Here is a 13,681-nt window from a genome sequence, read left to right on the forward strand (position 1 = left end):
CAATCGGCCGACCAACCGGAGACGAGCGCATGGCCGAACAAACCCACTACCGCATCTGCCCCCTGTGCGAAGCCTGCTGCGGGCTGGAGATACGCAGCGAGGGTGACAAGGTCATCGCGATCCGCGGCGCCGAGGGCGATGCCTTCAGCGCCGGCTACCTCTGCCCCAAGGGCGTGTCGCTGAAGGACCTGCACGAGGACCCCGACCGGCTGCGCCAGCCGCTGATCAAGCGCGATGGCCGCTTCGTGCCGGCCAGCTGGGACGAGGCCCTGGCCGAGGTGGAGGCGCGCCTGCTGCCGATCCTGCGCGCGCATGGGCCCGACGCGGTGGCCGCCACGGCGGGCAACCCCTCGGCGCACAAGATCAGCCTGCTGGCCTACTTCCCGCGCCTGGTGCGTGCGCTGGGCACGCGCAATGTGTTCTCGGCCTCGACGCTGGACCAGATGCCCAAGCAGCTCAGCAGCGGCCTGATGTACGGCCACTGGCTCTCGATCCCGGTGCCCGACCTGCCGCGCAGCGATCTGCTCATCATCCTGGGCGCCAACCCCATGATCAGCAACGGCAGCCTCTGGACCGTGCCCGACTACCGCGGCAAGGCCAAGGCGATGCGCGCCCGCGGCGGCCGCATCATCGTGATCGATCCGCGCCGCAGCGAGACCGCCGCCGCGGCCGACGAGCACCTGCCGATCAAGCCCGGCGGCGACGCCTTCCTGCTGCTGGGCATGCTGCACACCCTGTTCGACGAGGGTCTGGTAGAGCTCAAGCACCTGGCCGCGCATGTCAACGGCCTGGACGAGTTGCGCGCCGCCGCCAGCGCCTATGCGCCCGAACGCATGGCGGCCGGCTGCGGCATTGCCGCGGCCGAACAGCGCCGCCTGGCGCGCGCGCTGGCGAGCACGCCGCGCGCCTCCATCTATGGCCGCATCGGCACCTGCACGCAGCGCTTCGGCACGCTCAACAGCTGGCTGATCGATCTGCTCAACATCCTCACCGGGCACCTGGATGCCGAGGGCGGCGCGATGTTTCCCAAGGCCGCCGCCTTCGCATCCAACACCCAGGGCAAGCCGGGCCAGGGCAAGGGCATCAGCACCGGCCGGCGCCACAGCCGCGTGAGCGGCGCGCCCGAGGTGTTCGGCGAACTGCCCATCACCTGCCTGGCCGAGGAAATCGAGACGCCTGGCGCCGGCCAGGTGCGCGCGCTCATCACCCTGGCCAGCAACCCGGTGCTGTCGGCGCCGAACGGCCCGCGCATCGCCAAGGCGCTGGATGCGCTCGAGTTCATGCTGAGCCTGGACATCTACCTGAACGAGACCAGCCGCCATGCCGACGTGATCCTGCCCGGCCTCTCGCCGCTGGAGGATCTGCATTACGACATGGCCTTCCCCCAGCTCAGCTGGCGCAACCACGCGCGCTTCTCGGGGCCGGTGTTCGCGCGCCCCGCCGGCCAGCCGGAGGAATGGGAGACCCTGCTGCGCCTGGCCGCGATGGTCGAGGGCAAGGATTGGCGCGGCGATGTGGGCGCGCTGGACGACGCCTACGTGGCGGCCGACGTGCAGCGCCTGGCCGGCGAACACGCGCCAGCCGTGCTGGCGGCCCTGCAGCCGCAACGTGGCCCCGAGCGCCTGATCGATCTGGCGCTGCGCAGCGGCCCCTATGGCGACCGCTTCGGCCTCAAGCCCGATGGCATCAGCCTGGCCAAGGTCAAGGCCGCCCCCTGCGGGCTGGACCTGGGCGAGCTCAAACCACGCATCCCCGAACTGCTGCGCACGCCCTCGGGCCGCATCGAGCTGGCGCCAGCCGCCCTGCTGGCCGACCTGGGTCATGTGGACGCGGCGCTGGACGCGCTGCAAAGCGCAGCCGCCGGCCTGCTGCTGATCGGCCGGCGCGACACCCGCTCGGGCAATAGCTGGATGCACAACCTGCCGGTGCTGGCCAAGGGCCCGGAGCGCTGCACCCTGCTGGTGAACCCGGCGGACGCCGCGCGCCTGGGCCTGGTCGATGGCAGCCAGGGCCGGCTGCGCACCGCCACCGGCGAGCTGCTCGCGCGCGTCGAGCTGAGTGCCGAGATGATGGCCGGCGTGGTGAGCCTGCCGCATGGCTGGGGCCATGACCTGCCGGGCGCGCAGCTGGGGCTCGCCCGGGAGCGCCCGGGCGTGAACCTGAATGCGCTGCTGGACGATGCGGCGCGCGACCCGCTCTCCGGTAACGCCGTGTTGAGCGGCGTGCCGGTGGCGCTCAGCCCGGCCTAGGCATAGGCGCGCGCCAGCAAGGCCTGGATGGCCTCCTGCGCGGCCGGCTCGTCCAGCGTCGGCGCGTGGCCGCGGCCGGCGATCTCCACCGCCTGCAGCTCGGGCAGGCGCGCGCACATCGCCGCCACGGTGGCGGCCGAGAGGATGTCCGAGCGATCGCCGCGCAGCACCAGCGCCGGCTTGCCCCGGATGGCATCGAACAGCGGCCACAGCGTGGGCGCGGCGCTGCCCGAGTTGACCCCCTGCGCGATCGCCGGGTCGTAGTCGGGCACGGCCACCAGGCCCTCCATCACATGCGTGGCCATCACCATGTCCAGCCAGTCGGCCGGGCCGAAGTCGGGGAAGTTGCCGTCGTTGATGCGCTGCAGCCGCGCCACCGCCTGCTCCAGCCCGCCGGCCTCGGCCGGCTCGCCCATATAGGCCTGGATGCGCGCCACGCCGCGCGGGTCGAGCTCGGGCCCGACATCGTTGAGCACCACGGCGCGCAAGCGCGCCGGCTGCAGCGCGGCCATGATGATGGCCATCAGCCCGCCCAGCGAGGTGCCGACCACGCTGCACTCGGCCAGCCCGAGCAGGTCGAGCAGGGTGAACATGTCGGCCGCATAGCGGTCGGGCCGGTAGCGGGCGGGGTCGGGGTCACGCTGCGAGTGACCGCGGCCGCGCTGGTCCGGGCAGATCACGCGGTAACGCGCGCTCAGGGCCAGGGCCAGGCGATCGAAGTCGCGGCTGTTGCGTGTCAGCCCGGGCAGGCACAACACGCAGGGCGCGCCCGGGCCGGGGCCCGGGTAGTCGCGCGCGAACAGCCGCAGCCCGTCGTCACTGCGGTAGTAACGCTGCAGGTACATGGCCGCCTCAGAACTTCATCTGCACGCCCAGCGTGACCGTGCGCGGCGCGCCGTAATAGCCGCTCAGGATGCCCAGTGCCGGGATGTTGTAGCCATCGGTGCGGTAGGCCTTGTCGGTGAGGTTGCTGCCCTGCAGCGAGAAGCTGAGGTTCTTGCTGCGCTCCCAGATCAGGCCGGCGGACAGCAGCGAGTAGGCGTCCTGCGCAATGATCTCGCTCAGATCGGTGGTGGGGTAGACCTTGGTGCGATAGCTCAGGCCGACGCGCGCGCGCAGCAGGCCGCCGAAGGCCGGCTGGCTCAGGTGCTCGAGGTTCAGGCCGCCCTGGAACTTGGGCGCATTGGAGAACTTCTTGTCCTTGGCCACGTTGACGCCCTTGTCCATGTACTCGTCGTACTTGGCATGCAGGGCGGCGAGGTTGCCGCTGACGGTCCAGGCCGAGCTGGGGCGCCAGACGAACTCGAGCTCGGCGCCCTGCACGGTGGCCTTGCCGGCGTTGGTGAAGTCGCCCAGGAAGGTGGGCGCGCCATTGATGACCACGGTGCTGAACACCGAGAGCTGCACGTTCTTGTACTTGTTGTGGAAGGCCGCCGCATTCAGCTCCAGCCGGCCGCCGTCCAGCACCATCTTGGAACCCAGCTCGAAGGAATCGAGGGTCTCGTCCTCGAAGGGCTTGAGCGTGAGCGGGTTGGCCTGGTTGGCGCGCACGTTGTAGCCGCCGGACTTGAAGCCGCGCGAGGCGGTGGCGTACAGATTGGTGGTACTGCTGAACTTGTAGTCCATCGACAGCTTGGGCGCGGTGTTGTGCACCTTGCGCGTCTTGTCGAAGTCGGCCGCGGTGGCCACCACCTTGGTGTAGGTGCCGTCGGAGAAGCCCTGGTTGAGCACCACCGCGCGCTTGCTCTCCTCGGTGAGGCGCAGGCCGGCGGTCAGGCCCAGGTCGGGCGTCAGGCGCCAGTTCCAGTCGCCGTAGACGGCCGTGCTCTTGGTGTAGACCTTGCCGTTGGTGTTGCCGAAAGAACGGAAGATGGTGTCCGCCAGGAAGGCGTTCAGCACCGTGCCGCCGGCCTTGCCATCGAACTGGTAAAGGCCGAGCACGCCCGACTGCGTGCCGCCGGCGTCGTAGGTGAACTGCAGCTCGTTGCTGCGCTGGCTGTCCGAATAGCTGGCGCGCACGTCGGCGATCTTGTTGGGCAGGCCGTCGAAGTCGATGCCGGTGGCGGTGTCGCCGCTGCGATAGGCGCTGATGAACTTGGCGGTCCAGGCGTCCGAGACATTCCAGGTGGCGGTGAGCGACTGGCCACCGCCATGGGTGAAGTTGGCGTTGGCCATGCCGCTGGTGATGTCGTAGCGGCTGGTCGGCACCGGCGTCTTGAGCGGGTCCCAGGTGCTGTTCACCGCCATGCGCTGGAAGCCGCGCATGTTCGAGTCGTCGCGCGTGCGGTCGATGCTGAACAGCACATTGAAGGGCATGCCGGTGGGGAAGAAGCCGAAGCTGGCGCGGCCGGCATTGGTCTTCTGGTTGCTGACGGCGCTGCCGTCCACCAGGTTGTGGCCATAGCCATCGTGGTTCAGGCTGGCCAGGGCCACGCGGCCGCGCAACTGCCCGTCGGCGCTGGCCGCCCCGGCAGCAGCCTTGAGATTGATCTGGCCATAGTTGCCGAAGGCAAAGCTCAGCGCACCCTCGGTGTCCTTGCCGAGCGGGCGCGACACGTACTTGATGGCGCCGCCAATGGTGTTCTTGCCGTACAGCGTGCCCTGCGGCCCGCGCAGCACTTCCACGCGCTGCACATCGAACACGTCCAGCAGGCCGCCCTGGGGCCGTGCCACATAGACATCATCGAAGTAGATGCCCACGCCCGGGTCCACGCCCCACAGCGGATCGGCCTGGCCGACGCCGCGGATGAAGCTGGTGACGGTGGTGTTGCTGCCGCGCGCGGCATAGACGGTGAGGTTGGGCACCTGGCCCTGCAGGTCGCCGAGGTCCTTCACGCCCAGGGTCTCCAGGGCCTTCTCGGTCATGGCGGTCACGGCCACCGGCACGTCGCGCAGGCTTTCTTCGCGGCGGCGCGCGGTGACGGTCACCGTCTCCAGCGTCGTCACCTCGCTCTTGGCCTCGTCGGCGGGCTTGCCGCTGGCCGCGGGCGCGGTCTGTTGTGCCATCGCGGGGGCGGCAAAGGCTGCGGCCAGGGCCAGGCAGAGGCGGCTGATGCGTTGATGCTGAAGGGTCATGAGGTCTCCGTTTTGTGGTCTGAACTTTTTTGAGGGCGAGTCCACCCAGCCGGCGCGCGCGGCCGGCGCAAATGGGCGGGTGGGGAATGCGGGGCTGGCGCGCGCCTAAAGCGGGCGTTAAGCGGGCGCTAAGCGGGCGCAGCCGTGGTGTGGGTGCTGGTCATGCCTGTCTCCAACTTGTTGTCATGGCCTGTGCGCGGCCAGGTAGGCTTTTCTTTGCAAAGGCCATGCCCAAGGCCGGCCCGGCGGCCCCAAGCAAGTGCAAACCACTAGGCTTTGGGGCCGAAAGCGGGGCTGGCTCGCCGCTTGGCCGCGCCGGGCCGCGGCGCACAGCGCCCAATTGTCCACACAACAGGCACCGATACGTAAATCGTTGTCCAATTTTCAGTCGATGTCTGTGTTTCAGACAGCTGGTGCGGCTCATTGCGCCGTCCAGCCGCCGTCCACCGGCAGGGCCACGCCGGTGATGCCGGCGGCCGCCTCACTGCACAGGAACACCGCTACCTCGCCGATGCGCTGCGGCGGCAGCAGGGTCAGGTTGGGCTGTTTCTCGCGCAGCAGTTCGCGGATGCCGGCCTGGCGGTCGCCGCCCAGGGCGGCGGCGACCGCCTCAATCTGCGGCTGGATGATGGCGGTGTCGGTCCAGCCCGGGCAGATGCAGTTGACCGTGATGCCCTCGGCCGCGGTCTCCAGCGCCACGCCCTTGGACAGGCCCACCAGCCCATGCTTGGCAGCCAGGTAGGCGGCCTTGTTGACCGAGGCCACCAGGCCATGCACCGAGGCGATGTTGACGATGCGGCCCCAGCCGCGCGCGCGCATCCGCGGCACCGCCGCCTTCATGGTGTGGAAGGCCGCGCTCAGATTGACCGCCAGGATGGCGTCCCAGCGCTCGGCAGGAAATTCCGCAATGCCGCAGGTGTGCTGGATGCCGGCGTTGTTGACCAGGATGTCGGGCGCGGCCAGCGCCGCGCTGGCGGCGGCAAGCAGGCCCGCGGCCGCCTGGGCATCGCCCAGATCGGCGCGCACATAGGCGGTGCGGCGCCCCGTGGCGCTGGCCAGTTCGGCGGCCACCGCATCGCCCTGCGCCTGCGGCTCGATGCCATGCAGCACCAGGTCCGCGCCGGCTTCGGCCAGGCAGCGGGCGATCGCCAGGCCTATGCCCTGGGTGGCCCCGGTCACCAGGGCGGTACGGTCGTGCAAGGTCATGTCTCGTCGTCCTTCTTGAGTTGCTGGCGCAGCGCCGTCTTCAGCACCTTGCCGTAATGGTTCTTGGGCAGCGCATCGACGAACAGATAGCGCTTGGGTCGCTTGAAGCGCGCCAGGGCCTGCAGGCATTGCGCATCCAGCGCGGCGGCGTCCGGTTGCGCGCCGGCCTCGGGCGCGACAAAGGCCACCACGATCTCGCCCCATTCGGCATCCGCCTGGCCCACCACCGCCACCTCGCGCACGCCGGCGCAGCGCAGCAGCACCTCCTCGACCTCGCGCGGGTAGATGTTGGAGCCGCCGCTGATGATGAGGTCCTTGGAGCGGTCCTTCAGGGTCAGAAAGCCCTGGGCATCGAGCGCGCCCATGTCGCCGGTCCAGAGCCAGCCACCGCGCAGGGCCTGGGCCGTGGCCTCGGGCTGCCGCCAGTAGCCGGCCATCACGGTGTCGCCGCGCACCAGCACCTCGCCGGTCGCGCCGGCCGGCAGCGCATTGCCCTGCTCGTCCGCCACGCGTACCTCCACCAGGCTTTGCGCCACCCCCACCGAGGCCAGACGGGCGAGCCAGTCGGGATGGTCGCGGTCGGCCAGCTGCGCGCGGGCCAGCGCGGTGATGGTCATGGGCGACTCGCCCTGGCCATAGATCTGCACGAAGCGCGGCCCCATCAGGGCCAGCGCGCGCTGGATGTCCTGCACATACATGGGGCCGCCGCCATAGACGATGGTCTTGTAGCCCGAAGCGTCGCCGCCGCTGGCCTGCAGATGCTCGACCAGGCGCTTCACCATGGTGGGGGCGGCAAACAGGCACAGCCGCCCCAGCCGCTGCGAAAGCCCCTGCAGCTCAGCCACATCGAAGCCGCCCGAGCGCGGCACCACATGGCGCGCGGCCCCGGCGACGAAGGCAAAGTTGTAGAGCCCGGCGCCATGCGACATCGGCGCCGCATAGACGATCACGTCCTCGGCCTCGACCGCATCCACGTCGATGAAATAGCAGGCCGTCATGGCGAGCAGATTGCGATGCGTCTGCATCACGCCCTTGGGCCGGCCGGTGGTGCCCGAGGTGTAGAACAGCCAGGCCAGATCGTCGGGGGCGCGCGCCTGCATGGGCGCCGGCTCATGGGCCAGCAGCGCGGCATAGGCGGCCTCGTCGGGGCAGCAGAGCATGCGCAGGCCCGGCATGCTGGCCAGCTCGGGCTGCAGCGCGGCGCCCAGGTCGGCGCTCACGAACAAGGCCTCGGCACCGGCGTCCTGCACGATGTAGGCGAGCTCCTTGGCGTGCAGCTTGGCATTCACCGGCACCACCGCCAGCCCCGCCCACCAGGCCGCATAGAGCAGCTCCAGATAGGCCGGGTGGTTGCTCATATAGAGTGCCACACGCGCACCCGGCCGCAGGCCGCAGCCCTGGCTCAGGCCATGCGCCAGGCGCGCCACCCGGTCGGCCAGCTCGCCATAGCGGACCAGCAGCTCGTCGCCGTGCAGCAGGGCTGGCCGCTCCGGGTGAAGCAGCGCGCTGCGCTGCAGCAGGCTGGCCAGGTTCATTGCACCCGCTCCAGCACGCTGACGTAATTGGCCACCGCCGAGCCGCCCATATTGAAGACGCCGCCCAGGCGCGGCTGCGGCAGCTGCATCTCGCCCGCCTCGCCCACCAGCTGCATGGCGGCCAGCACATGCATGGAGACGCCGGTGGCGGCGATCGGGTGGCCCTTGGCCTTGAGCCCGCCCGAGGCATTCACCGGCAGCGCGCCATCGGCCATCACCAGGCCCTGCTCCAGCACGCGGGCGCCCTGCCCGGGCGGCGCCAGGCCCATGGCCTCGTAGCTGAGCAGCTCGGCGATCGTGAAGCAGTCGTGCACTTCGGCGAAGGAGAGATCGCGCACGCCGATGCCGGCCTGCTGCAGGGCCTGTGCCCAGGCGCGACGCGGGCCCTCGAAGGCGAGCGGGTCGCGCCGCGAGAGCGGCAGGAAATCGTTCACCTGCACGCGGCTGCGCAGCGCCACCGCGCGCCTGAACTGGCGTGCCAGGCTGGCATCCACCAGGATCAGCGCGGCCGCCCCGTCCGAGACCAGCGAGCAATCGGTCTTGCGCAGCGGCGCCGCGATCAAGGGGTTGCGCTCAGAAACTTCGTTGCAGAACTCGAAGCCCAGGTCCTTGCGCATCTGCGCCCAGGGGTTGCGCACGCCGTTGGCGTGGTTCTTGGCGGCGATGCGGGCCAGCACCGCGCCGTGATCGCCATGGCGCTCGAAATAGGCCTGGGCGATGCGGCCGAAGATGCCGGGAAAGCTCAGGCCCTGGCTGGCCTCCTCGGGCACATAGGAGGCATTGCCAAGGATGCGCGTGACCTCGGCGCCCGACACCGCCGTCATCTTCTCGGCCCCCACCACCAGGGCGATGCGGGCACGGCCGGCCTCGATCGCGTCGGCCGCCGCATACAGCGCCGCGGCACCGGAGGCACAGGCATTCTCCAGCCGCGTGGCCGGGGCCCAGCGCAGCGCCGCGTTGGCCTGCATGGGCAGGGAGGAGGCAAAGATCTCCGGCACGAAACCGCCGTTGAGCTGACCGAGCCAGATGCCGTCGACCTCGGCGCCGCCGAGGCCCGCGTCCGCCAACGCGCCCTGCGTCACGCCGCCGATCAGCTGCTCGAGATCCAGGCCGTCCAGACGCCCGAACTTGCTGTGGGCCCAGCCAACGATGCACACTGCCATGCCATGCTCCTTGTGAGGTTCGGCGCGACTATAGGAACAGCGCCGCGCCCGCGAAACACGTACAACTACCTCAGGACTGCCCCCATGCCCGCCAGCGACGCCAGTGCCGAACCGAGCGCCGACGCCGATCTCAACCTCGCCTTCGACCTCGCTCCCGTGGGCCTGTGCGTGACGCGCGAACGCGGCATCCAGCGCTGCAACGATGCCTTCGCCGAGATGTTCGGCTACCAGCCTGCCGAGCTGGCGGGCCGCTCGATGGCCTGCCTCTACCCCTCGGATTCCGAGTTCGAGCACATCGGCGCGCAGGGTTTCAACGTGATGCTGGAGACCGGCCGCTACAGCGACGAGCGCATCATGAAACACCGCAGCGGCCGGCTGTTCTGGGTGCATGCGGCCGGGCGTTCGCTGCGCCGCGATCAGCCCTTTGCCTGCGCGGTCTGGATGTTCGAGGACATCTCGGCGCGCCGCGCCGTCACCGTGGACCTGACGGCGCGCGAGCGCGAGATCGTGCGCCAGCTGGCCGCCGGCCAGAGCACCAAGCAGATCGCGCGCCTCTTGGGCATCAGCCCGCGCACCATCGACGGCCACCGCGCCCGCATCATCCGCAAGGTCGGCGCCAGCAGCGCCAGCGAGACGCTGGCCAAGCTGGTGGGGCTGGCCTGAGCGGCCGGCTCAGGGCTGGTAGAAGCGCAGCAGGCCCTGCCACAGCGCCAGCGCCTCATGGGCCATGCTGGTGCTGCCGGCCAGGGGCTTGGCGTCGGCGGCCAGTTGCACCATCACCAGCTTGAGGGCCGGATCGATCAGCATCATCTGGCCGAACACGCCCAACATCGCAAAGCGGCGCGAATTGCCCGGGAAGGTCCAGAACTGGTAGCCGTAGCCGAAGTAGGGGCTGGCGCGGCCGGGCTGGAAGGCCGGCGCATGCAGGTGCCAGTCGGTGGCCTCGCGCAGAAAACGCGCCGGGATGATTTGCTGGCCGTTGTCGGGGCGCCGGCCATCGTTGGCCAGCAGCACGCCCAGGCGCGCGTAGTCGCCCAGCGTGGCGTTGAAGTTGCCCGCCGCGGCCTCCAGGCCGGTGCGGTCGGCGCGCCACAGCGCGCTCTGCTCGGCGCCCATCGCCTGCCACAGTCGCGGCCCCAGGTAGTCGCTCAATGACTGGCCGGTGGCGCCGCGCAGCGCCGCCGCCAGCATCACCGTCTCGGTGCTGGCGTAGTGAAAGCGCGTGCCCTGCGGCGCGATGCGCTGGTTGATCTGGCTGGCGGCGGCCTCCAGGCCCTCGCGGCTGGCGGCACGGCCGTAGCGGGCCAGATCGTCCTGGCCGTCGTAGCGCTCCTCGAAACGTACGCCCGAGGCCATGCGCAGCAGATTGCGCAAGCTGGTCTGGCCGTACAGGGTGTCGGCCAGGCCAGGCGCATAACGCTCGGCCGTATCGTCCAGCGAGCGCAGCTTGCCCTCCTGCAGCGCCAGCCCCACCGCCAGCGCGACGATGGACTTGGCCATCGAGTGCGAGACAAAGCGGTGCTCGGGCCCGCGCTCGTACTGATAGCGCTCGAGCTGCACCACGCCGTCCTTCACGATCATCAGGCCCATCACGCGCTGGCGCGCCAGGTAGGCGCTGACGTCGCGCTCGACGCCATCGTCCGCCAGCCAGCGCAGCGCCGGCTCGCTGGCCGCGCGAGGCAGCCGCAGCGGCTGCTCGCTGGCCGGCAACTGGTGCACCGGCCCATTCAGGATGCCGGCGATCGCGCCCTGGTTGCTGAAGGAGCCCACGCGCACCGCTTCATTGCTGAACCAGTCGCCGGCGGTGCCGAGCGGATAGCCCTGCTGGCGCCCCAGCAGATCCTCATCGGGGGCGGCATGCAGCAGCGCCGGCAGCAGCATGGCCAGCCATATGCAATGCCTTGTCGTCGCCATCACCACCGTGCTGCCGCCCCTGCGAGTCTTGTTTGATGAGGCGCATTTCAACAGCATTCCCGGCCGCTCCCAATCCCAGGGACTGGGGGCCAAGTAGCGCCGGCCGTGAAACTTCGTTAGGGTGAACCGGGTAACTGTGGTACATTCGGCAGCATAGATACGCACAAGACCGTTTCTTCAAGGTCTTCAATCTGCAGCCCCGCCGTACGTTCGCTTCATTCGTCGCGCCAGGCTCGCTCCAGTTTTAACTCCCCGTTTGACTGTTCTTGAGTGTTTCTGTCTCCGCAGGCCATGTGGTCGCGGAGTGTTTTTCAATAGTTTCCTAAGGAACAGATCATGACGACTATGCAAACCGGTACCGTGAAGTGGTTCGACGACGGCAAGGGCTTTGGTTTCATCACCCCCGATGACGGCACCAAGGACCTGTTCGCCCACCACAGCGAAATCCGCAACAACGGCGGCTTCCGCACCCTGGCCGAAAACCAAAAGGTCGAGTTCGAAGTGAAGCAAGGCCCCAAGGGCCTGCAAGCCGCCAACATCCGCGGCGTGTAATTCACGGGGCCTGGTGGATCTTTCGAGCTCCGCCCGGCCTCTGAACTCAGCCTGGGAAGGCTGGGACCCTGGTGCAAGCCAGGGTCTCTATCCGCAAGCAGCGTTGACCCAACAACATCTGTCTTGCGATTGAATGCAGTGACCCGTGTCACTCATCTGCGCGACCCGATGCGCAGCGGCGCCAGCAAAGCTGGTTGCCAACCCGGTGCATGGCACCAAATCCCTTTATCGCAATCCGCGCCAAGACGGTTTCCCTATTCGCTCACGCCACAGGGACGGCATCAAGGCGCACACCTCAAAAGACTATGCAAACGAAAAAAAGCATTGAGGTGGGGCGTTTCCTTGTCTCACCTTTCACCAAACCCACCCATGACGGCGGCTTCGCAGCCTCGGTCTCGATCCGCTCCGGCCAGGGCATGGCCAGCCATGACCGCGTGATGCGCTTCACGCCGCGCTTTGCCACGCAGCGCGCCGCGATCGCCTATGCCACCCGCGAGGGCGTGGCCTGGGTCAGCAAACTCCATTAAGACGCCTCGGCGCCTTGCCAACAAAAAGGGCGACTCCTTGCGGAGCCGCCCTTTTGCTTTGCAGCGGAAGAACCTGAGGGTCAGGTCTTGCCTGGCAGCGCCACGCCGCCGCCCAGCGCCTTGTAGAGCTGCACGCCGTTGACCAGCTGCGCCAGCCGCACCTGCAGCGCCGCCTGGCGCGCCGCGAAGCTGGCGCGCTGGGCGTCCAGCAGCTCCAGCGAGCTGGAGGCGCCGTTGGCAAAACGCAGCTCCACCAGTCGCAGACGCTCGGCCTCGGCCGCGGCCTGCGCATCCTGGGCGCGCGCCTGCTCGCCCAGCGTGGCCCGGCCCGCCAGCGCGTCGGCCACCTCGCGGAAGGCGCTCTGCACGCTCTTCTCGTACTGCGCCACCGCGATCTCGCGCGCCGCCTTGGCCGAGGCCAGGTTGGCTTCGTTGCGGCCGCTGTCGAAGATCGGCAGCAGCAGTTGCGAGGCAAAGCTCCAGGCGGTGTTCTTGAACAGGCCGTCGAGCTCCGAGCTGGCCGTGCCGAGGCTGGTGGTGAGCGTGATGCTGGGGAAGAAGGCCGCACGCGCCGCGCCGATATTGGCATTGGCGGCGCGCAGCAGGCTTTCGGCCTGCAGCACATCGGGCCGCTGCACCAGCACTTCGGAGGGCAGGCCGGCCGGCAGCTCGGCGAGCTGCTGCGCGGCCAGGGCCTGGCCCGCCGGCAGATCGGCCGGCAGGGGCTGGCCGAGCAGCAGCACCAGGGCGTTCTCGTCCTGGGCGCGCTGGCGTTCGGCCTGCGCCACGGCCGCACGCGCGGCCTCGAGCGCCGAGGCCGCGCCGGCCAGATCCAGGCTGGAGGCGGCGCCGTTGTCGAAGCGCAGCTTGAAGAGGCGATGGCTGTCCTCGCGCGTCGCCAGGGTCTGGCGCGCCAGCTGCAGCAGCTCCTCGTCCGCCTGCAGGCCCAGATGGGCAGCGGCCACCGCGGCCACCAGGCTCAGCTGGGCCGCGCGCGCGCCCTCGGCGCTGGCCAGGTAGCGCTGCGTCGCCGCGTCGCTCTGGTTGCGCAGCTTGCCGAACAGGTCCAGTTCATAGGCACTGATCTGCAGGCCGGCCTGGTAGCTGCTGGTGATGGTGTCGTCCTTGCCGGGCTGGCGCGAGCTGGCCAGGCCGACGCCCACGGTGGGCAGCTGGTTCGCGGCACTGACGCGCGCCAGCGCCCGCGCCTGCTCCACATTCAGCAGGGCCACGCGCAGATCGCGGTTGTTCTGCAGCGCCAGCTCGATCAGCTTACGCAGCCGCGCATCAGCGTAATAGCGCTGCCAGTCCAGTTGCGCGGCCGCCTCGGGGCCCTGGCTGGGCTGGGCCCAGGACTGCGCCACTGGTGCGGCGGGGCGCTGATGCTCGGGCGCCAGATTCACGCAGCCGCTCAGGGCCGCGGCCATGAGGACACTCAAGGTCAGGATTTGCTTGCTCAT

General features: G+C 69.5%; 11 protein-coding genes. 4 read left to right on the forward strand and 7 right to left on the reverse strand.

Translation table 11 applies throughout. From position 1 onward, the window contains the following. Nucleotides 1–29: 29 nt before the first annotated feature. Complete coding sequence (locus PFX98_RS03150) at nucleotides 30–2,249, forward strand: molybdopterin-dependent oxidoreductase (RefSeq protein WP_285233719.1); 2,220 nt, start codon at nucleotides 30–32, stop codon at nucleotides 2,247–2,249. Here PFX98_RS03150 and PFX98_RS03155 read toward each other — a convergent pair. The 5 genes from PFX98_RS03155 to PFX98_RS03175 form a co-directional block, all read right to left on the reverse strand. Further along, nucleotides 2,246–3,094, reverse strand: coding sequence for an alpha/beta fold hydrolase (locus tag PFX98_RS03155; RefSeq protein WP_285233720.1), 849 nt, complete (start codon nucleotides 3,092–3,094; stop codon nucleotides 2,246–2,248). The genes PFX98_RS03150 and PFX98_RS03155 overlap by 4 nt on opposite strands. 7 nt (nucleotides 3,095–3,101) lie before the next feature. Continuing rightward, nucleotides 3,102–5,324 (reverse strand): TonB-dependent receptor, encoded by a 2,223-nt coding sequence (locus tag PFX98_RS03160; protein ID WP_285233721.1) that lies wholly within the window; start codon nucleotides 5,322–5,324, stop codon nucleotides 3,102–3,104. 420 nt (nucleotides 5,325–5,744) lie between these two features. Further along, nucleotides 5,745–6,530 carry a 3-hydroxybutyrate dehydrogenase gene (locus PFX98_RS03165; RefSeq protein ID WP_285233722.1) on the reverse strand — a complete coding sequence of 262 codons (786 nt, stop codon included), beginning with the start codon at nucleotides 6,528–6,530 and terminating at the stop codon, nucleotides 5,745–5,747. Further along, nucleotides 6,527–8,065 carry a class I adenylate-forming enzyme family protein gene (locus PFX98_RS03170; RefSeq protein ID WP_285233723.1) on the reverse strand — a complete coding sequence of 513 codons (1,539 nt, stop codon included), beginning with the start codon at nucleotides 8,063–8,065 and terminating at the stop codon, nucleotides 6,527–6,529. Before PFX98_RS03170 ends, PFX98_RS03165 begins: the two co-directional genes overlap by 4 nt. Beyond that, nucleotides 8,062–9,228, reverse strand: a complete 1,167-nt coding sequence (locus PFX98_RS03175; RefSeq protein WP_285233724.1) for an acetyl-CoA acetyltransferase — start codon at nucleotides 9,226–9,228, stop codon at nucleotides 8,062–8,064. Before PFX98_RS03175 ends, PFX98_RS03170 begins: the two co-directional genes overlap by 4 nt. A gap of 84 nt (nucleotides 9,229–9,312) precedes the next feature. Between PFX98_RS03175 and PFX98_RS03180 the strand changes: the two genes are divergently transcribed. Next, nucleotides 9,313–9,891, forward strand: a complete 579-nt coding sequence (locus tag PFX98_RS03180) for a PAS and helix-turn-helix domain-containing protein (RefSeq protein ID WP_285233725.1) — start codon at nucleotides 9,313–9,315, stop codon at nucleotides 9,889–9,891. Between the two features lie 9 nt (nucleotides 9,892–9,900). Here PFX98_RS03180 and PFX98_RS03185 read toward each other — a convergent pair whose 3' ends face one another. After that, complete coding sequence (locus PFX98_RS03185) at nucleotides 9,901–11,109, reverse strand: serine hydrolase domain-containing protein (protein WP_285233726.1); 1,209 nt, start codon at nucleotides 11,107–11,109, stop codon at nucleotides 9,901–9,903. Between the two features lie 378 nt (nucleotides 11,110–11,487). Between PFX98_RS03185 and PFX98_RS03190 the strand changes: the two genes are divergently transcribed. Both PFX98_RS03190 and PFX98_RS03195 read left to right on the forward strand, forming a co-directional pair. Continuing rightward, nucleotides 11,488–11,694: a cold-shock protein gene (locus PFX98_RS03190; RefSeq protein ID WP_285235527.1), complete on the forward strand. Its 207-nt coding sequence runs from the start codon at nucleotides 11,488–11,490 to the stop codon at nucleotides 11,692–11,694. Nucleotides 11,695–11,999: 305 nt separating this feature from the next. After that, the gene (locus PFX98_RS03195) at nucleotides 12,000–12,221 is read left to right on the forward strand and encodes a hypothetical protein (protein WP_285233727.1); all 222 of its coding nucleotides are present in this window, start codon (nucleotides 12,000–12,002) and stop codon (nucleotides 12,219–12,221) included. Between the two features lie 80 nt (nucleotides 12,222–12,301). Here the strand turns inward: PFX98_RS03195 and PFX98_RS03200 are convergent, their stop codons facing one another. Beyond that, complete coding sequence (locus tag PFX98_RS03200; RefSeq protein WP_285233728.1) at nucleotides 12,302–13,681, reverse strand: efflux transporter outer membrane subunit; 1,380 nt, start codon at nucleotides 13,679–13,681, stop codon at nucleotides 12,302–12,304.

The sequence above is a fragment of the Paucibacter sediminis genome, from assembly GCF_030254645.1.
GTDB lineage: Bacteria > Pseudomonadota > Gammaproteobacteria > Burkholderiales > Burkholderiaceae_C > Paucibacter_B > Paucibacter_B sediminis.